Annotated in this window: 15 protein-coding genes; 9 read left to right on the top strand and 6 right to left on the bottom strand. The window is 68.7% G+C overall.

Annotated features, from left to right (window positions below; genetic code table 11):
• Positions 1-34: 34 nt before the first annotated feature.
• From J2853_RS37280 to J2853_RS37270, 3 genes are all read left to right on the top strand, one after another.
• On the top strand, positions 35-811 hold the full coding sequence (locus J2853_RS37280; RefSeq protein ID WP_307565664.1) for a phosphatase PAP2 family protein: 777 nt from the start codon (positions 35-37) through the stop codon (positions 809-811).
• Positions 812-839: 28 nt separating this feature from the next.
• Positions 840-1,532 (top strand): phosphatase PAP2 family protein, encoded by a 693-nt coding sequence (locus J2853_RS37275; protein ID WP_307565662.1) that lies wholly within the window; start codon positions 840-842, stop codon positions 1,530-1,532.
• Positions 1,533-2,070: 538 nt separating this feature from the next.
• The gene (locus tag J2853_RS37270; protein WP_307565660.1) at positions 2,071-2,310 is read left to right on the top strand and encodes a hypothetical protein; all 240 of its coding nucleotides are present in this window, start codon (positions 2,071-2,073) and stop codon (positions 2,308-2,310) included.
• Between the two features lie 323 nt (positions 2,311-2,633).
• Here the strand turns inward: J2853_RS37270 and J2853_RS37265 are convergent, their stop codons facing one another.
• Entirely contained in the window at positions 2,634-4,547 is a 1,914-nt protein-coding gene (locus tag J2853_RS37265; protein ID WP_307565658.1) for a glycoside hydrolase family 15 protein, read from the bottom strand.
• Between the two features lie 142 nt (positions 4,548-4,689).
• On the opposite strand from J2853_RS37265, the gene J2853_RS37260 reads away from it, so the two are divergent.
• Together J2853_RS37260 and J2853_RS37255 are read left to right on the top strand one after the other, a co-directional pair.
• Positions 4,690-5,523, top strand: coding sequence for an aldo/keto reductase (locus J2853_RS37260; protein ID WP_307565656.1), 834 nt, complete (start codon positions 4,690-4,692; stop codon positions 5,521-5,523).
• Positions 5,524-5,676: 153 nt separating this feature from the next.
• Complete coding sequence (locus tag J2853_RS37255; RefSeq protein ID WP_307565654.1) at positions 5,677-6,588, top strand: hypothetical protein; 912 nt, start codon at positions 5,677-5,679, stop codon at positions 6,586-6,588.
• A 162-nt stretch (positions 6,589-6,750) separates the two neighbouring features.
• Here J2853_RS37255 and J2853_RS37250 read toward each other — a convergent pair whose 3' ends face one another.
• The 4 genes from J2853_RS37250 to J2853_RS37235 are packed head-to-tail and all read right to left on the bottom strand — an operon-like array spanning position 6,751 to position 10,300.
• On the bottom strand, positions 6,751-7,383 hold the full coding sequence (locus J2853_RS37250; protein ID WP_307565652.1) for a response regulator: 633 nt from the start codon (positions 7,381-7,383) through the stop codon (positions 6,751-6,753).
• Positions 7,376-8,623: a sensor histidine kinase gene (locus J2853_RS37245; RefSeq protein WP_307565651.1), complete on the bottom strand. Its 1,248-nt coding sequence runs from the start codon at positions 8,621-8,623 to the stop codon at positions 7,376-7,378. The genes J2853_RS37250 and J2853_RS37245 overlap by 8 nt, the downstream gene beginning before the upstream one ends.
• A 32-nt stretch (positions 8,624-8,655) precedes the next feature.
• On the bottom strand, positions 8,656-9,396 hold the full coding sequence (locus J2853_RS37240) for an ABC transporter permease (RefSeq protein ID WP_307565649.1): 741 nt from the start codon (positions 9,394-9,396) through the stop codon (positions 8,656-8,658).
• Position 9,397: 1 nt separating this feature from the next.
• Positions 9,398-10,300 carry an ABC transporter ATP-binding protein gene (locus J2853_RS37235; RefSeq protein ID WP_307565647.1) on the bottom strand — a complete coding sequence of 301 codons (903 nt, stop codon included), beginning with the start codon at positions 10,298-10,300 and terminating at the stop codon, positions 9,398-9,400.
• A 298-nt stretch (positions 10,301-10,598) separates the two neighbouring features.
• Here J2853_RS37235 and J2853_RS37230 point away from each other — a divergent pair, with 298 nt between their 5' ends.
• The gene (locus J2853_RS37230) at positions 10,599-11,114 is read left to right on the top strand and encodes a SigE family RNA polymerase sigma factor (protein WP_307565645.1); all 516 of its coding nucleotides are present in this window, start codon (positions 10,599-10,601) and stop codon (positions 11,112-11,114) included.
• Positions 11,111-12,259, top strand: a complete 1,149-nt coding sequence (locus tag J2853_RS37225) for a hypothetical protein (RefSeq protein ID WP_307565643.1) — start codon at positions 11,111-11,113, stop codon at positions 12,257-12,259. The genes J2853_RS37230 and J2853_RS37225 overlap by 4 nt, the downstream gene beginning before the upstream one ends.
• Positions 12,260-12,321: 62 nt before the next feature.
• Here J2853_RS37225 and J2853_RS37220 read toward each other — a convergent pair whose 3' ends face one another.
• Positions 12,322-13,641: a ThuA domain-containing protein gene (locus tag J2853_RS37220; protein WP_307565641.1), complete on the bottom strand. Its 1,320-nt coding sequence runs from the start codon at positions 13,639-13,641 to the stop codon at positions 12,322-12,324.
• 441 nt (positions 13,642-14,082) lie between these two features.
• Between J2853_RS37220 and J2853_RS37215 the strand changes: the two genes are divergently transcribed.
• On the top strand, positions 14,083-15,297 hold the full coding sequence (locus J2853_RS37215) for an amidohydrolase (protein WP_307565639.1): 1,215 nt from the start codon (positions 14,083-14,085) through the stop codon (positions 15,295-15,297).
• A 773-nt stretch (positions 15,298-16,070) separates the two neighbouring features.
• Complete coding sequence (locus tag J2853_RS37210) at positions 16,071-18,602, top strand: MFS transporter (protein ID WP_307565638.1); 2,532 nt, start codon at positions 16,071-16,073, stop codon at positions 18,600-18,602.
• Positions 18,603-18,636 lie beyond the last annotated feature (34 nt).

Raw genomic sequence — 18,636 nt, 5'->3', positions numbered from 1 at the left:
GGCATATCCGCGAGTAATCGGGTAGCCATAGACGATGGTCAGGTTCCTCGACGGTCATTCCTCCTTCCATCGGTCCTCACGTCGCCGGACCGCGGGTGATCAAGCCGCGGACCGGCGGCTGGGGGTACGGCTGACGCTGGCGGCGGTGGCCGTCGCGCTCTTCACCGTGCCGTTCGTCGTCCTCCTCATCCTGGTGAAGACCTCGTTCGCCCCGTTGACCGACTTCGACGAGAGCATCGCCCTCCAGTTGCACGCGCACGCCCTGGCGTATCCGGCCTACACGTCCTTCCTGAGCGTGGGAACCGAGGTGTTCGGGCCCTGGACCTGGCGTGTCCTGGTGGTGCTGACCGGGATATGGCTCTGGTACCGGGGGGCGCCGCGCCTGGGGATCTGGGCGGTCGCCACCATCACCTTCGGCGGCCTGCTCAATCTGGCGGTCAAGGCGGCCGTCGACCGCGCCCGGCCCGACCTGCCGGACCCGGTGGCCTCCGCGCCCGGCGCCTCCTTCCCGTCCGGGCACGCGATGGGCGCGGCGCTCGGCGTGTGCATCCTCATGCTCATCCTGCTGCCCTCCCTGAAAAGCTGGGCCGCCCGGATCGTCGCCTGGCTCGTCAGCGGGGCGATCATGGCGTTCGTCGCCTACAGCCGGGTGGCGCTCGGCGTCCACTGGGTCAGCGACGTGATCGCGGGCATCGCCCTGGGCATCGTGGTCGTCGTGGGGGCCGCGATAGGGTTCGAGGCCTGGCGCCGGGGCGAGGGCCGCAGGCCCGTCGAGCCTCTCAAGGAAGGCGTGGAACCCGAGGCGTTCTGAACGCGATATTGAGGGTAGCTCGCGCGCCATGTCTAAAATGTCGGTCGACTTCAAGGGCATCGCACGCCTCATCCTGATGCCGCTGGCCATCATGACGGCCCTGACGATCGGCGTCGGGTTGCTCATCACCAAGGTCCTGCAGACGACCACCCTCATCGCGAACGACGAGGGGGTCAACGAACAGCTGGTCAACGGTCGCACGTCGTTCCTCAACGACGTCACGGACAAGCTGACCGCCCTGTCGGACATGCCGACGATCATCATCGCCACCGCGGTGCTCCTCGTCGCCTTCCGGCTGGTGTTCAAGCGCTGGAACGAGTCGATCTTCCTGGTGCTGGCCGTGTTCTCCCAGTCGGCCATCTTCCTGCTGTCGACCGTCCTCGCCCAGCGGAAGCGCCCGCTGGTCCAGCACCTCGACCCCGCGCCCCCCACCTCCAGCTTCCCCTCCGGGCACACCAGCGCCGCGGTCGCCTTCTACTGCGGCGTCGCCCTGGTGCTGACCGTTCACACCCACCGGTACAAGATCCTCAACGTGCTGTGGTGGGTGGTCGGCCTGGCGATCCCGCTGGGGATCGGCTACTCCCGGATGTATCGCGGCATGCACCACCTGACCGACGTGAGCTGGGGTCTCCTGCTCGGCGCGGTCTGCATCGCCGTGGCCGCCAACGCGCTGCTGTTCCGGCCCGTGGTGAGCGAGAAAAGGGAGAAGGTCGCCACCTAGACCGCCGCGACCTCCACTGCGGTCGCCTCCGATCACCGTCCGGAGGCGACCGCTCCTCCCGTCACGGCTGCCTTCGAACGGTGACCGGAGGCGACCGTTCCTCCCGTCACGGGGGCGTTCGTCCCCCGTCGTGGGCCGGATCCGCGCATGCGCGAGGACCACGGTTTTCGATCATGTGTACCCTTGGAGCGGTCTAGATTCCAAGGCGCGTAAACAATGAAATACCCCCGCGCACGAGTACGACTGGAGCACGATGGACGGGTTCCGGTCGCCGACCAGGACGTCGGGAGGACCCGACGACGCGGAACGAGCGGGAGAGAGGCAACGGCTATCGTCGGCCCGCTCGGCATGAGACGGTAAGAACCAGCATCACCAAGCCTCACATCTGTCACTTCGCGTTGCCCAATGATCACCCTATGCTACGAAGTAAGGTAGAAGTCTCGATCGGGAGATTCACCTCTCTCTTTCGGGGGAAGAGCAGCCAGCCGGCCGGACCCAGAAGCGTTCGACGGCTACCCTCTAGGAAGGAAGCCGGCCCATGGATCACCAGTCTGTTGTGTGCCATACCTGCACGGGCGTTCTGCCCGCCACCGACTCTCGCACCTACACCACTCAGCGAGGGCGCCTGATCCTGAGCAACGGATACTGCAGCTGTCCTCCCTCCGCGCAGCAGCCCGCGGCGCAGGCCGTGGAGCAGAGCGCGCACAGGCAGCCGCAGCAGGGCGAGCAGCAGCCCATGGGCCAGCCCGTGAACCAGAGCGTGCTGACGGGCGCCTGAGAGAAACCCCGTAGGTGGTCGGGGGTTGTCGTCGGCCGGAGGCACACACGACAGCTCCGCCTCCCATCGGCCGTCGGCCCGGCGACCCCGTGTCATGTCGCCGCCGGCGTGGACTCAGCGGATAGGCCGTCCGCCGGTGTGGATCCGGCGGATCAGCCGGACATTCCCCACGCCACGACCACAGCGAGACCACTCGTTCCGATGAGGCCGATGAGCACCACTATGGCAATCAGTCGATGGTTCATAATCCGGAGCCTAGCGAGCGGCCCCGGATGAGGGGCGCCGGCGAAACACCTCGCGCGAGCCGGTCCGCCCGCGCGCCGTCACGGCTTCTCCGGCCACCCGGATGTGATCAGTAGACCTCGTTCGGCCCGGATGATGTGGATGACCGCGTTGATGAGGGCGAGATGGGTGAAAGCCTGGGGGAAGTTTCCCAGGTGGCGCCCGCTGAGAGGGTCGATCTCCTCGGCGTAGAGACCGAGGGGGCTGGCGAAGGAGAGGACCTTCTCGCAGAGCCTGTGGGCGCGGGCGTACTCCCCCAGTTCCGTCAGCGCCGAGACGAGCCAGAACGAGCAGATCGTGAAGGTGCTCTCCTCCCCTTCTCCGGCCACACCGTCGTCGGTGTCCTTCGGCCTGTAGCGCAGGACCAGATCGTCGACGGTCAGCTCGTCGGCGACGGCGAAGACGGTGGCGCGGATTCTGGGATCGGTCGGCGGCAGGAAGCGCACCAGCGGGATGAGCAGGAGCGACGCGTCGAGGGCGTCGGTGCCGTAGTGCTGCCTGAAGACACCGCGCTCGCTGACGCCGTTCGCGCAGACGTCGGCGTGGATCTCGTCGGCGGCCGCCTGCCATCGGGCGGCCAGATCCAGTTCCTGGCGGAGCCTGGCGAGTCGCGCGCCCCGGTCGGCCGCCACCCAGCACATGACCTTCGACGAGGTGAAGTGCCGGGGTTCGCCGCGCACTTCCCATATCCCGCGGTCGGGCTCCCGCCAGTATTTGAGGGCCGTCTCGACCTGACGCCTCAGCACCGGCCAGATCCGCTCGTCCAGACGGTCCCGGGATCGTGTGTGGATGTAGAAGGAGTCGAGGACCGCTCCCCAGAGGTCGTTCTGGCGGTGGCGGTAGGCGTCGTTGCCGACCCGGACGGGCTTGGCCCCCTCGTACCCGTCGAGGTGATCGAGGATGCGCTCCTCCAGGACACGCTCGCCGTCGACGCCGTACATGATCTGCAGTTCCTCGTCCCTCTCCGCGATGTCGGCGATGAACCAGAAGAAGTCGTCGGCCTCCCAGTCGAACCCGAGCGTGTACAGGGCCCAGAGGGTGAAGGTCGAGTCCCGGATCCAGCTGTAGCGGTAGTCCCAGTTGCGGCTTCCGCCCGGCACCTCGGGCAGTGAGGTCGTCGCCGCCGCGACGAGCGCGCCCGTCGGGGCGAAGGTCAGCCCTTTGAGCGTGAGGGCGCTGCGTTCCAGGAAACCGCGCCAGGGATGGTCGGGGAAGTTGCCTCTGGCAAGCCAGTGCTGCCAGTGGTGGGCGGTCCACACGAGCCGGTCGTACGCGTCCTTGAAGGTGTAGGGCGGCTCGTGCGTGGTCCAGGACAGCGCGCAGAAGCGGGTGTCCCCCTCTCGCAGCATGGTGCGCGCCGTCGCCCGCCCGCCTTCGAATCCCAGCCGCATGTCGGTGGTGAGCATGAGCTCCAGCGCCTGCCCGTCCGCCACCGCGAGGCCCTGGTGGTAGCCCCGCTCCGTGTAGGTCCAGCGGGCCGGTTTGCGCCCGTAGTCGAACATCGGCTCGCAGTCCAGCGCGACCTGCACCTCCCCGCTGACGCAGCGCACCGTGCGCAGCAGCACGTGGGAGGCGTCGTAGTCGGTCGGCGCCCTCCTGTGGGTCTTGGAGAGCTCCTCCTCGTGGTGCCAGGGGCCTATGACCAGCAGGTCGCGCACGATGATCCAGCCGGTCGGCGTGCCCCAGCTCGTCTCCAGCACCATGGTGCCCGGTATGTAGCGGCGCGCGGCCGGGACCCTGGTGTCGGCGGGACCGACCCGGAAGCCTCCGGCGTCCCGGTCGAGGATCGCGGCGAACACGCTGGGCGAGTCCATCCGGGGCAGGCACAACCACTCGACGTTCCCGCTCGGCGCGACCAGGGCGCTGGCTTCGCAGTCGGACAGGAAGCCGTAGTCCCCGATCGGAGGAAAGGGCGAGGAGCCGCAGAGGGCACCCATCGACGGATCGACTGTCATGTGACGTTTCTACCCCGCAGTCCCATTCAGGCACGCTCAGCGCTGATCGAATCGGCTGCCCCCCGGAGAGCCCCTCCAGATAACAAATCGGTCTCGACGGAGGGCGTAGCCTGGCAGGGAGTCGACCCTCAGGAGGTCTGTCATGCACATGATCAAACTTCCGTTCGGGGAGGAAGTCATGGCTCTCGGCCAGGGCACCTGGCACATGGCAGAGGATCCCTCGCTCCGGGAGGAGGAGATCCTGACGCTGCGCCTGGGGCTGGAGCTCGGCATGACGTTGATCGACACCGCCGAGATGTACGGCGGCGGCGACGCGGAGCGGCTCGTCGGCGAGGCGATCGCCGGCCTCCGCGACGAGGTCTTCCTCGTCAGCAAGGTCCTGCCGCACCACGCCACGACCGAAGGCACGATCAACGCCTGCGAGAACAGCCTGCGCCGCCTCGGGACCGACTGGCTCGACCTCTACCTGCTGCACTGGCGAGGACCCACCCCGCTGGAGGAGACGCTGGCGGCCTTCGAGAAGCTGACGGCCCGGGGCGACATCCGGTGCTGGGGCGTGAGCAACTTCGACCTCCCGGACATGGAGGAGCTCGCGGCCCTCCCCTGCGGGAACGCCGTACAGACCGACCAGGTCCTCTACAACCTCGCCCGGCGCGGCATCGAGTACGACCTGCTGCCCTGGTGCCGCGAGCGCGGCTTTCCGGTCATGGCCTACTCGCCGATCGAGCAGGGCCGGCTGATCGGCCACCCCACGCTCGACGCGGCGGCCGCCCGGCATCGGGCGACCCCCGTCCAGGTGGCCCTCGCCTGGGTGCTGCGCGACGACGATGTCATCGCCCTCCCCAAGGCGGGGACGCCGGAGCACGTACGGCAGAACCGGGCGGCCCTGGACATCCGGCTCACCGAGGAGGATCTCAGCGAGCTGGGCGCGATGTTCCCGCCACCGCCCGGACCACGACCGCTGGAGATGCTGTGAACCATCCCCCCGCCACCCGATGACGGCCGGATCGCGCCCGTTTTGGAGCCGGAAAAGCCGTACGACCCTCATTAGTGAGTGAACTTTTCGGACAAATCACTGTCGAGTCTGCTAGTAAGATGCCCGACCAGATTTACGTCAGAGAGGTTCATCGTGGGGCGCGACGGTATTCAGGAACCATACGAAGAGAGCCTCGGCGAGCAGACGGGCCCGCTCGGGCCCGAGCCGCCGCGAGGGGCCGGCGGCCCCAAGGGCGACATGCTGTCGGAGGGATGGAGCCAGGAACCCGCCCAGGAACCCCTCACGAACCCCGGCGACCGGGTGATCCTCCACCTTGACGGGTCCCGGGAGATCATCAGCCCCGACGGGTCCCGGAAGATCGTTCACCTCGACGGGTACCGGGACACCGCGGAGTTCGGCACGGTGGACGGGCGCTCCTCCCGGGAGACCACCCAGGCGCGCGGTTTCCTCGGGGCGGGGTGGAGAGAGGAGCCCGACCCCGAGGACGACCGGCGCCGCAAGGGCAGGCGCAGGAGCAAGCTGCTCCTGGCGGCCGTCGGCGTGATCGTGACCGTCGGGGTCGCGAGCGGATGGATGATGTCCGCCTCCACCGGCTCGGCTCCCGGCACCTCATGCTCGTCCGGCGCCCACTGCACGACGGCGGAACAGCCGGACTCGTCTTCGGAGCAGCCGATCACCGACCCCGGGGAGAACCCGGAACCGGTCGTCGAGCCGACCACGACCGTCACGCCGACGACGGTCCCCCACGCCCGGCGGACCGCCACCCCGGACGCCCGTCCGACGGCGACCCGCAGCAGCGTTCCCACGAGGAGGCCGAGCCCCAGGTCCTCGCAGTCACAGGAAGAGGACACCTCCCAGAACCTGAACCCCCAGACGGAGACCTCCCCGGAGCGCCAGGCCAGGCCCACGCCCTCGCCGACCCGTCCGGCCGAGAGCTCCACTCCGGCCGAAGAGCCCACCCCGACCCAGGAGCCGACCTCCGCGAGCGAACCGGCCCCCACCGAGAAGCCCAGAAGGGGCGGCCTGCTGGACATCCTGTTCTGAAACCCGCCGGGCATTCCGTTCCGACGTACGCCGGGACGACGGAGGTCGCTCCTCACCCTGATCGACGACCTCCCGCGCCCGGTGGTCACGGCCCGCCGAGACGCGCCACTCCGGGAGCGCCCCGCCGAGTGCGCGCGCCGGCGGTCCGCCGGCCGGTGAGGGTCAGCCGAGGATGCCGCGGTCGTAGGCGACCGCGACGGCCGCGGCCCGGTCCTTGACGCCCAGCTTGCCGTAGAGGTGGGTGAGGTGGGTTTTGACGGTCGCCTCGCTGATGAACAGTACGGTGGCGATCTCCCGGTTCGAGGTGCCCTTGGCGACGAGCACGAGCACCTCACGCTCCCGGGCGCTGAGCGGTTCGTTGCCCGGCGTCCTCACGTGCGAGACCAGGCGTGAGGCGATGGCGGGCGACAGCACCGTCCTGCCCTCGGCCGCCGCCCGCACGGCCGTGAAGAGCTCGTCACGCGGCGCGTCCTTGAGCAGGTAGCCGGTGGCCCCCGCCTCGATCGCGGGGAGGGTGTCGGAGTCGGTGTCGTACGTGGTGAGCACGAGCACCTTGCAGCGCAGGCCACGGCGGGTCAGCTCGGCGATCGCGTCGACCCCGCCCGCGCCCGGCATCCGCAGGTCCATCAGGACCACGTCGGGGTCGAGGAGCTCGGCGAGCACGACCGCCTCGGCTCCGTCCGCGGCCTCGCCCAGGACCTCGAAGTCGGGGGACGTGGCGAACATGCCGCGCAGCCCGTCGCGGACGACGGGATGGTCGTCGACGATCAGCAGGGTGACGCCTCGCTCAGCCATGGCGCACCAACGGTACGCGAGCCGAGACGGCCGTGCCACGTCCCGGCCCGGATTCGATGTCGAGGGTCCCCGCGACGCGTTCGGCGCGGGCGCGCATGCCGCCGAGGCCGAAACCCCGGGAGATCCCGCGCTCGCCCGGCGCGTGCGGGTCGAAGCCCCGGCCGTCGTCGCGGACGTCCAGGCTCAGCTCGTCGTCCATGTAGGAGAGGGTGACGCCGACCCGTGTGGCTCGGGCGTGCCGGTCCGCGTTGGCGAGCGTCTCCTGGGCGATGCGGAGCACGGTGGCCTCGATCTCGTTGTGCAGCGGCTCGACGGTGCCGGTGACGGTGAACTCGGCCCGCACGCCCGTCGAGACCGACCACGTCTCGACGAGGTTCTTCAGGGCGTCGGGGAGCGTGTCGTGCTCCAGCGCCCCGGGGCCGAGGTCCTGGACCGAGCGGCGGGCCTCCCCCAGGCCGTGGCGGGCGAGGGCCGCGGCGCGCTCGACGTGGTTGCGGGCGACCGCGAGGTCGGTGTTGTCGGTGGCGGCCTGGAGCTGGGTGATGATGCCGGCCAGCCCCTGCGCGAGGGTGTCGTGGATCTCGGCGGCCAGGCGCCTGCGTTCGTCGTTGACGCCCGCCTCGCGGGCCTGGACGAGCAGTTGGGCCTGTAGCCCCGCGTTCTCCGTCAGCGCCTGTTCGAGACGGGCGTTGGCCAGCTCCAGCTCCGTGATGGTGGCGGCCTTGGCCCTGGCGTTCTCGGCCTCCTGGACCCCGATGTTGCCGAAGACGAAGGTGATCGAGATGTTGAGCGCGAGGAGCACGCCGAAGGCGGCCCCCTGTGTGCTGTCGGCGAACGGCAGCCCGCCGGACTGCGAGCCCGCCATGGTCACGGCGGTGGCGAACATTCCGATGTACATATACCGGCGCGACAGCAGACGGTCGGCGTCGAAGTAGCCGAGCACGGCGTAGATCGCGAAGAACGGGTTCAGCCAGGTGAGCACGAACCCGAGCACGAGCCGCACGATGTAGTAGACCCGGCCCACCGCGCCGTACTCGGGCAGGCCGGGACCGATCCTGCTCCACCACAGTTGCAGGGCGAGTGCGGCCGGGACGAGGATCCAGGCCGCGTGCTTCTCGTCCTGGGTCATCAGCAGATCGCCGGAGATGGCCGAGATCAGCGTGGCGAGGCCCAGCAGGGCGTACGGGCCCCAGTGGAAGAACCGGTCTCCCCAGTTCGCGACCTTCTCGTCACTCGCCATGTGCCGGTCTTCCCTCTTCCCGATGTCTCCCGCTACTCCCACCGGAACCAGCGTGCCGCGACGGCGACCAGAATCACAGTCCACAGTGCGGTGACACCAAGATGGGACCAATCGGGCCAGTCGCCCGCCGCCGCCTGGTTCAGCGCCTGCGAGGCGGCCCCGAACGGGGTGAACTGGACGATGCGCTGCAGGAGGTCCGGCATGACCTGGACCGGCACGTAGACACCCGCGGTGAACATCGCCGGAAAGAAGACCGCCATGCCGATGGCGTTGGAGACCTTCGTGGTGCGTGAGACCGCGGTGATCGTCGCTCCGAACGCGAGCGCGCCGAGCGTGGCGAGGATCAACGCCAGCGCGTAGCCGAGGAGCTGTTCGGGAAGCGCCACGCCGAAGGCGATGCGGCCCACGGCCATCGCGAGGACCGCCGAGCACAGGGCGACCGCGCCGTTCAGCACGATCTGCGCCGTCAGCAGCGACATGGGCCGTACCGGAGTGGCCGACATGCGGCGCAGGATGCCCCGCTCCCGGTAGCCGGTGAGAACGGGTGGCAGGACCTGCAGCCCGGCCATGATCACGGCCAGGAGCACGACGACGGGGACGTACAGGTCGACGGTACGGAGACCGCCGAGCTCCGGGCCGGCCTCCCGGAAGGACGGGATCAGGCCGAGGATCGTCAGCAGGACGGTCGGGAAGGCGGCGACCCAGAAGATCGCCGCGGGCTCGCGGGCGAAGAGCCGCGCCTCGGACCTCAGCACGGCGGTGGACGCGGACATGTCAGGCCTCCTGTTCGGTGAGGTCGAGGAAAACGGAGTCCAACGTGGCGTCGGCGACGCGCAGTTCCTGAGCGGTGATCCCATGCCGCGCGAGCAGTGAGAGCACCGCGTTGACGGTCTCGTTCGTTCCGTTGATGACCAGCCGTCCGTCCTTGCGCTCCACGGAGGCGACCGCGGGGAGCGTGGCCAGCTCACCGTCGTCGAGCGGCCGCGAGGGCGTGAACGAGATGACGGTCGAGTGCGCGGCGCGGCTGATGAGGGCCGCCGGGGCGTCCAGGGCGACGATCCTGCCCGCGTTGACCACGGCGACGCGATCGCACAGGTGCTGCGCCTCCTCCATGAAGTGGGTGACCAGCAGGACGGTCACGCCCGAGGCCCGTACGTCCTCGATCAGCTTCCAGGTGTCGCGGCGGGCGCGCGGGTCCAGGCCCGTGGTGAGCTCGTCGAGCACGACGACCCTGGGATTGCCGACGAGGGCCAGCGCGATGAACAGACGCTGCTTCTGGCCGCCGGAGAGTTTGCCGAAGCGGGCGGTGAGCCGGTCGGTGAGACCGAGCCGCTCGGCGAGGGGCCGCCAGTCGACCGGCTTGGGGTAGAAGGCGCTGTAGAGCTCCAGCGCCTCGCGCACGGTGAGCTTCTCCTGCAGTTCGCTCTCCTGCAGTTGCGCGCCGAGAATCCGGGTCAGCCGCTCGTGGTCGGCGACCGGGTCGAGACCCGCCACCCGGACCGTGCCGGCGTCGGGCACGCGCAGCCCCTCGACGCACTCGACGGTCGTCGTCTTGCCCGCGCCGTTCGGGCCGAGGATCCCGAAGATCTCCCCTTCGTCCACGGCGAAGGACACCCCGTCGACGACGGGCCTGCCTCCGTAGGCCTTGCGCAGCCCGTTGACTTCGATGATTGCCATGCCCCGAGGATCTCCTCGGGCGGCGGCCCCGCACATCGTTCATCACGCTCGAAACCGACTCATCCAATCGGTTGATGCGCGCCTACGACCTCCCGGACCGTCGCACTAAACGCTAAATGTCGCTTTTGTACCTACTTAGCGGGTTTCTGTGGGAGTAAGGAGGAAAAATTCCTGTCAATCTCGGGCGAAGAGGGACGATGAGCGGACACGATCGGCGTCCCGAGGCCACGGCGGGTTCGCGCAAACTTTTCCGGCATTCACTTCCAACGCCGGCCCCCTCAGCGGAGTTGTTTATTGCATGGACCGTTATGAGGGGTTCCGGGAGTTCGTTCACGCCCGTCAGCAATCGTTGATGCGGACGGCGTACCTTCTCACCGGAGACACCCACCTTGCCGAGGATCTGCTGCAAACGGTCCTCACCAGGGTCGCCTCCCACTGGCCCAAACTCGCCAGAAACGGCAACAGCGAGGCATACGCCCGCAAGGCAATGGTCAACCAGTACCTCTCGTGGCGCAGGCGAAAACACGTCGAGTTACCGAGCGTCGCGCTGCCCGAACACGGCCGCTCGCATGACGAGGTGACCGTACGCCGCCTGGCCCTGCGCCAGGCGCTCGGCAGGCTGACCCCACGCCAGCGCGCGGTGCTCGTCCTGCGCTTCTTCGAAGACCGTACCCAGCACGAGACCGCCCAGCTCATGGGCTGCTCGCCGGGCACGGTCAAGAGCCAGACCCATCACGCGCTCTCGCGACTGCGTGTCCTGGCTCCCGACCTGGCCGACCTGCTCGCCGACGTACCGACGGAGGTGCACCTATGAACCTGCTCCGTGACGAACTGCACGGGATCGCCGACGAGGTCCCCCAGATCGATCTGGCCGAACGTGCCATCAGGGGTGCGAGGCGCAGGCGCGCGGGCGCGATGGCACTGGCGGTCGCCACCGCCGTGGCCGTGGTGACGTGCGGCACGACCATCCTGGTCAACGGCGCCCCGCGCACCGAAAGGTCCGTCGTGTTCACGACTGTCCCCGAGGCCGTTCCCGCTGTCCCCGAGGTCGTTCCCGCGCTGCCGAAGAAGGGCGTCGGCCCGCTGGTCCGCGCCTACTCCTCTCCGTGCCGATTCTCGATCGACACTTCCAAGGCATGCGTCGGCGGCCGGTGGTGGGTGTCCACCTCCTCCGGTGCGACCTACGAACTCACCGAGGCCATGGGCCTCGCGCTCGCGGACTCCAAGCGCGTGATCGGCCCCGTGACGATCACGCAGGACGGCCGGCGGATCGCCTACTACAGCGAGAAGCAGCGAGCCATCGAGGTGCGCGACCTCGCGAGCGGCCGGATCTGGAAGGCGCCGTTCAAGATCGGCGACGGCGACCTCGACGGCAATCACGTCCTGCGCCTGTCCCCCGACGGCCTGCACCTGATCCACACGAGCTGGAACAACGGGTCCAAGTGGTCCAGCGTCCTGGTCGACATGGAGACGGGCAGGACGACCACGCTGGGCGCCGACTGGTTTCCCCTGAGCGTCGGCGACGGCGGCAGTCCGGTCACGCTGACGAAGCGGCGCGGCAAGACCACTCAAATCTGGGTTCTGGGCAACAAGCCGATCACCATCAAGGATTCCGTATACCAGTTCAGCGCCCTCGGCCCGGATGGGCGCACCCTTGTCAGGCTCGGCGCCGCCTCTGGGCGGACCACGGGCCCGTTCTCTCGGAAGATCATCGTGCTTGACGCCGTCGACGGCGGCGGAAGGCCGGTGCCGGTCAAGGACATCCCGGAGGAGCAGAGCCTCCGCGACCTGGGCGCCTGGGTGAGCGACACGGAGGTGGCCCTGCGCACCGTACCCGGATCATCCGAGCCAGGCCTCACGCCGAAGCTCTACGCGGTGAACGTCCACACCGGCAAGGCCAGGGAGCTAAGGAAGATCGGGTTTCAGGACCTCGCCGTCCTACCGGAAATGCTCAGGTAGGCCGAACGGAAGGGACCATCGCCGCCCCCGGCGATGGTCCCCCTTCCTGTGGAGGCTCGGGACTAAGACTGCCGGGTGAGCCGGAACGACTGCGCGGAGGTGCCGTCGCAGGTCCGCTGCACCAGCTGGACGCTGTCGGCCGTCGAGGCGTTCGGCACGCTGATGCACTTGGCGCTGAGGCGGCTGACGAAGTGGTAGTCGCCGCCGCCTTCGGAGACCGCCTGCCACTGCTGGTTGTTGCCGCCGCCGTACGTCCACTGCTGGAGGGGAGCGCCGTCGGCCAGGGAGACGTCGGTCACGTCGATGGACTGGGCGGCGTTGTTGCGGTTGTTGATCCGCGCGAAGCCGCCACTGGTCGGCTGGACCTGGAACCGCTGGGCGAGGGTGCCGTTGCAGGCGTACTGCTGGATCGCGGCGCCGCTGGTCACGGCCGCAGCGCGGACGTCCACGCACTTGCCGCTTCCGCTGTTGACGAGGGTGTACCAGGCGGTCGGCGAGATGGGGTCCGAGGGATCGGTGGGGGGAGTGGTGGGAGGGGCGGTCACACCGCCCAGCCACTTCAGGCCGTCGATGACAAACCGGTTCTGCACCTCGCTGGAGAAGGTGGACGACAGTCCGGTGTTGTTGCTGTAGTTCATGTCGTTGTGGCCGAAGTTCGCGTAGAGCATCTTGTAGTTCTTGTTGGTCCACATGATCGGGTAGTAGCCGCTACGCCAGGACTGGTTGGGGTCCGTTCCGACGGGGAAGCTCGACGGGTCGACGGACCCGAGGATCTTGATGTTCGGGTTGTTCCTCAGATCGTTGTTCCAGCTGTACCACTCGCTGATCGAGGAGGTGAAGGTGGCGGGAAGCCGCGCGGTGGAGGGGTGGGTCCCACCCTCCGTGCGCAGGGTGACCGAGGTGGGGCCCCAGGTGTTGGACTTGAACGCCCCGGTGCCCAGGAACTCGTTGTGGTACCAGGACCAGCTCTGGGGGTCGGTGTTGAACGCGGAGACGTGGAATCCCATCCACCCTCCGCCGTTGCGCACGTACTGCTCGAACGCCGATCGCTGAGCGGCGGTCTGGGGCAGGTCGTCCAGGAACAGCACCACCTGATACTGCTGGAGGTTGGCCGTATTCAGCTGGCTCCAGTTATTGGTCGAGGTGTAGGAGAAGTTGTTCTCCGCGGCGGCCTGGGGAAACCACTTGTTGGCGTCCTGCACGAAGTTGATGTGGGCCGCGTCCCAGGTGCCGCTGTAGAGACCGAGCACCTTGAAGCTCGGAGCGGCCGATGCCTGCGCGGTGCCGTGGATCGGGATGGCCGTGAGGCCGAGCATGACGGCGAACATGGCGGTCAGCCTCATCCACGTCCGCATCGTGCCCGCCGTATTGTCCCTGATCATGTAGGTAGCCCTCTACTCGTGATGGACGACATCACCGAATGACAGCGGAATCCGTCCTGCCCACGGGCATGACGACAACCAGGCCTGCCGGCATTTCGGTAAGCCACATGGGCAATTCTTGTCGGGCTTAATTCAAGTTCTGTTAAATCTAATTGTCAAGGTTCTTACCTAAATCGAGGAGAGGTCGCCCGTTATGGGCACGGTGGAGGCGGGGGAGGTCTGCCACATCACGCGCAACGGCATCGAGGCCGCCGAACGACGGCCCTGTCCCGCGGGCGCACCTGACCGCGGAGGGACTGGCCGCCCGGCGCCGCCGGCTGCCGCGCGTGGACTACGAGCGCATGCGCCAGGGGTCCGACGCGTTCTTCGATCCAGAAGACCGCATTTTCGGGTGTCTGCCCCCTTGTACCGGTACGGGAGGGTATCGATAAGTTTCAACCCATGAACATTGCTATTACCAATGGATTTGTCGTACCTGTCGACGGCGAGTCGATCAACGGCGGCACCGTCCTGATCCAGGACGGCAAGATCGTGGCCGTCGCCCCCGACGCCGAGGTCACGGTGCCCGCCGGCGTCACGACGATCGACGCGGGCGGCTCGTGGGTGCTGCCCGGTTTCGTCGAGGCGCACGGCCACCTCGGTGTCCACGAGGAGGCCGAGGGCTGGGCCGGCCAGGACACCAACGAGATGACCGACCCCAACGGAGCCCGGCTGCGCGCCCTCGACGCGATCAACCCGGCGGACGTGGGCTTCGCGGACGCCCTGTCCGGCGGCGTCACCACCGCCGTCATCAAGCCCGGATCGGGCAACCCCATCGGCGGGCAGACGGTCGCCGTCAAGTGCTGGGGCCGTACGGTCGACGACATGCTGGTCCGTCAGCCGGTGAGCGTGAAGAGCGCGCTGGGTGAGAACCCCAAGCGGGTCTACGGCGACCAGAAGAAGCTGCCCTCCACCCGGCAGGGCGTGGCCGCGGTGATCCGCGACGCGTTCGTCAAGGCGCAGGACTACAAGGCCAAGCGGGCGCACGCCGAGAGTGAGGGCAAGCCGTTCGACCGCGACAACACGCTGGAGATCCTCGTCCAGGTGCTCGACGGCGAGGTTCCCTGGTGCCAGCACACGCACCGGGCCGACGACATCGCCACCGCCCTGCGGCTGGCCGACGAGTTCGGCTACCGCCTGGTGATCAACCACGGCACCGAGGGGCACCTGCTCGCCGACGTCATCGCCGAGCGGAACGTTCCGGTGATCATCGGCCCGCTGCTCACCAGCAGGTCGAAGGTGGAGCTGCGCCAGCGGTCGCTGCGCAACCCCGGCATCCTGGCCCGCGCCGGCGTCGAGCTGGCGATCACCACCGACCACCCGGTCGTGCCGATCCACTTCCTCGTGCACCAGGCGACGCTCGCGGTCAAGGAGGGTCTGGACGCCACGGTCGCGCTGCGCTCGATCACGCTGAACCCTGCCAGGATCATGGGCCTGGACGACCGGGTCGGAGCGCTGAAGCCGGGACTGGACGGCGACGTCGTCATCTGGTCGGGCGACCCGCTCGACATCATGAGCCGCGCGCTCCGGGTGTTCATCGAGGGCCGCGAGGTCTACACCTTCTCGGCGGACAAGGGCGAGGGCGAGGTCGTCGACCCCTACTACCGCGAGGTCTGACCCAGATCACGCGAGGGGAGCCGCCCCGAGGACGGCTCCCCTCCTCGGGCCTCCGGCCCGGAGCCCTTGAACGGACGTTCCCAGAAGATCGTTGAGTGCGGCGTCGACCGGCGTCTCCGATCGCCCGCCCGAACGTCACGCGAATCATCCCCTGCGGGCAACCGGCGCCTCAGACCGCCCCGGCTCAAGATCAGACATAGCGCCACACATCCCAAATAAAGTTGCCTTAGGCAAGTATTATACTTGCCTAAGGCAACTAGATGGAGGCGGCCATGTCATCGGAGAAGACCACGGGAGAACGACTCGCCCGGCCGAACGCCACGGGCGCGGCGACCAGGACGGTCACGCGGGATGTGCCGTTCGCCGGCCCCCGAGTCCTCGTGACGCCGCACGGGTGCGGCGAGCCACGTACCGGCCGGTCGAGCCGCGATCGGCCCATCGGCCCATCGGCCACGGGCCGACGGGCCTGGAGACACGCGGCCCCGCCGGGCGCCCCCCGCCCCCGCGACGAGCCTTCCCGGCATATACGACGCGCCGAACGGTGAACACGTGAAAGGCGCGTCACTCCCCCACGCCCGCCGTCACCTCGCCGAGACCCTCGACGGCCGGATCATCGGTTTTCCGGCCCTTCTCACCAGGCTCCCCATGAGCTTCGACGCGCACCGTGCCCGCGTCCCGCATCTCCCCCGCACGGCTCAGACAGTGAAAGGACTTTGATGACAACCGCAGTACCAGCCGAAGCGCGGGAAGCGGCATCTGATCCGGCCGCCCCGATGACGCATCGGCAGATCCTGGAAGCGCTGTCGGGACTGCTTCTCGGCCTGTTCGTGGCGATCCTGTCGTCGACCGTCGTGTCGAACGCGCTGCCCACGATCATCACCGACCTGCACGCGGGTGAGACCACGTACACGTGGGTCATCACCTCGACCCTGCTCGCGACCACCGTCTCCACCCCCATCTGGGGCAAGCTCGCCGACCTGGTGAGCAAGAAGCTCCTGGTCCAGCTCGGCCTGATCATCTTCGTGATCGGCTCGGCGATCGCCGGTCTCTCCCAGAACCCCGGCATGCTCATCGCGGCCCGGGTCATCCAGGGCCTCGGCGCCGGCGGCCTCACCGCCCTGGTCCAGGTCATCATGGCGGCGATGATCTCGCCGCGTGAGCGGGGCCGCTACTCCGGCTACCTCGGCGCGGTCTTCGCCCTCGCCACCGTCGCCGGGCCGCTGATCGGCGGCGTCATCGTGGACACCTCGTGGCTCGGCTGGCGCTGGTGCTTCTACGTCGGCGTGCCCTTCGCCATCCTGGCGCTGATCGTCCTGCAGCGGACCCTCAGAATCCCGGTGATCAAGCGCGAGGTCAAGATCGACTGGGGCGGCGCCGTACTGATCTCCGCCGCGACCTCGCTGATCCTGATCTGGGTCTCCTTCGCCGGAACCAAGTACGACTGGCTGTCATGGCAGACCGGTGCGATGGTCGGCGGCGCGATCGTGCTGGCGCTGCTCTTCATCCTCGTGGAGATGAGGGCCGCCGAACCCATCGTCCCGCTGCGCCTGTTCCGCAACAGGGCGATCACCCTGGCCGTGGTGGCCAGCCTGCTCGTCGGCGTCGGGATGTACGGCGTCACGACGTTCCTCAGCCAGTACTTCCAGCTGGCCCGCAACGAGACGCCCACGATGGCCGGGATCATGACCCTGCCCATGATCCTCGGGCTGGCTCTGTCGTCGGCGATCGTGGGGCAGATCATCAGCCGTACCGGCCGCTGGAAGATCTTCCTGATCATCGGCAACGTCGCCCTCACCGCCGGGTTCATCCTCACCGGTGCGACGCTGCGCGCCGACACCGACTACTGGCAGATCGCGATCTACATGTTCCTCATCGGCTCAGGCGTCGGCATGACCATGCAGAACCTCGTCCTGTCCGTGCAGAACCAGGTGCGCGTCCAGGAGCTGGGCACCGCCAGCTCGGTGGTCACGTTCTTCCGCACGCTCGGCGGCACGGCCGGCGTGGCGGCGCTCGGCGCCCTGCTGGCCAACCGGGTCGCCCAGTACACCTCGGACGGCATGGCCGCGCTGGGCATCCAGGGCGGTACCGCGAACGACGGCTCGATCCCGAAGCTCTCCGCGCTGCCCGTTCCGATCCGCGGGGTCGTCCAGGACGCGTTCGGCCACGGTGTCGGAGACGTGTTCCTGTACGGCTCGCCCCTGGCGCTTCTCGCGCTGATCGTCGTGCTCTTCATCAGGGAGGTCCCGCTGCGGACCTCCAACAGCGAGCCGCTCCCCGCTGACGCCGGCGCGCCCTCCGTCAACGGTGCGACCAACGGTGCGACCCCCGGCCGCCACGCCGGCCACGCCGGCCGCGACCCGCGGGAGCCGGTGCCCACGGGCCCCGGCCATCAGAACGGCTTCAACGGTTTCGCCGCCGCCCAGACCCCGGCCCCCCAGGGCATGCAGACCCCGGGCCTGGCGGCACGAGGTCTGGCGGCCCCCGGCATGACGGCCCAGGACCTGACCCAGGGCATGGCGTACGCGGCGGAACCGCAGAACGGAAACGGCGGCAGCGGGATCCGCGGCTTCATCCGCGACGACAACGGAACTCCGGTGGGCCACGCCACCCTCACCCTGATCGATGTGGGAGGCCACCAGATCGGCCGGGCGGTCGCACAGGCCGACGGCGCGTACAGCCTGCGGACTCCCGGCAGCGGCACCTACGTCCTGATCGCCTCCGCCGGGGAGCACGACCCTCAGGTCGCGACCCTGGTCGTCGGCGACAAGCCGCTGAATTTCGACCTGATGCTCACGGGCTCCGGCAAGCTCACCGGCACCGTCCGTGACGTGAACGGCGCACCGGTCGCCCAGGCGATGGTCATCGTGACGGACGTTCGCGGCGAGGTGGTCACCACCGGCGTGACCGGCGTGAACGGCGCCTTCGCCTTCAGTGGGGTCGTCGCGGGCACCTACACCCTCGCGGTCAGCGCCGGCGCCCACCGTCCCGCGGCGGTGCCGGTCGAGGTCGGAACCGGCCAGACCACGCAGGACGTCGAACTGCTGCCCGGCGCCCGGATCCGCGGCACGATCCGGGTCAAGAACGGGGACGGCCCGCTCGCCGACGCCCGGGTCACGCTGCTCGACGCGGCGGGCAACGTCGTCGGCACGGCGACGACCGGGACGGACGGGGAGTACGCCTTCGCCGACCTCACGGGCGGCCAGTACACCGTCATCGCCACCGGGTACCCGCCCGTGGCGAGCACCCTCAGCCTGACCGGTCAGGGTGACGACGGGCAAGACCTCTGGCTCGGTCATTCGGAATGACGTCGGATACGCCGGGCCGCGCCCACGCGAGAGG

Origin of the sequence: Streptosporangium lutulentum, from assembly GCF_030811455.1 — a bacterium.
GTDB lineage: Bacteria > Actinomycetota > Actinomycetes > Streptosporangiales > Streptosporangiaceae > Streptosporangium > Streptosporangium lutulentum.
This window is presented reverse-complemented; position numbering and strand designations above follow the sequence as displayed.

Coding starts and splice junctions, on each gene's coding strand:
- J2853_RS37280 (WP_307565664.1), top strand. CDS start 35: ATGGTCAGGTTCCTCGACGGTCATTCCTCCTTCCATCGGTCCTCACGT.
- J2853_RS37275 (WP_307565662.1), top strand. CDS start 840: ATGTCTAAAATGTCGGTCGACTTCAAGGGCATCGCACGCCTCATCCTG.
- J2853_RS37270 (WP_307565660.1), top strand. CDS start 2,071: ATGGATCACCAGTCTGTTGTGTGCCATACCTGCACGGGCGTTCTGCCC.
- J2853_RS37265 (WP_307565658.1), bottom strand. CDS start 4,547: ATGACAGTCGATCCGTCGATGGGTGCCCTCTGCGGCTCCTCGCCCTTT.
- J2853_RS37260 (WP_307565656.1), top strand. CDS start 4,690: ATGCACATGATCAAACTTCCGTTCGGGGAGGAAGTCATGGCTCTCGGC.
- J2853_RS37250 (WP_307565652.1), bottom strand. CDS start 7,383: ATGGCTGAGCGAGGCGTCACCCTGCTGATCGTCGACGACCATCCCGTC.
- J2853_RS37245 (WP_307565651.1), bottom strand. CDS start 8,623: ATGGCGAGTGACGAGAAGGTCGCGAACTGGGGAGACCGGTTCTTCCAC.
- J2853_RS37240 (WP_307565649.1), bottom strand. CDS start 9,396: ATGTCCGCGTCCACCGCCGTGCTGAGGTCCGAGGCGCGGCTCTTCGCC.
- J2853_RS37235 (WP_307565647.1), bottom strand. CDS start 10,300: ATGGCAATCATCGAAGTCAACGGGCTGCGCAAGGCCTACGGAGGCAGG.
- J2853_RS37230 (WP_307565645.1), top strand. CDS start 10,599: ATGGACCGTTATGAGGGGTTCCGGGAGTTCGTTCACGCCCGTCAGCAA.
- J2853_RS37225 (WP_307565643.1), top strand. CDS start 11,111: ATGAACCTGCTCCGTGACGAACTGCACGGGATCGCCGACGAGGTCCCC.
- J2853_RS37220 (WP_307565641.1), bottom strand. CDS start 13,641: ATGATCAGGGACAATACGGCGGGCACGATGCGGACGTGGATGAGGCTG.
- J2853_RS37215 (WP_307565639.1), top strand. CDS start 14,083: ATGAACATTGCTATTACCAATGGATTTGTCGTACCTGTCGACGGCGAG.
- J2853_RS37210 (WP_307565638.1), top strand. CDS start 16,071: ATGACGCATCGGCAGATCCTGGAAGCGCTGTCGGGACTGCTTCTCGGC.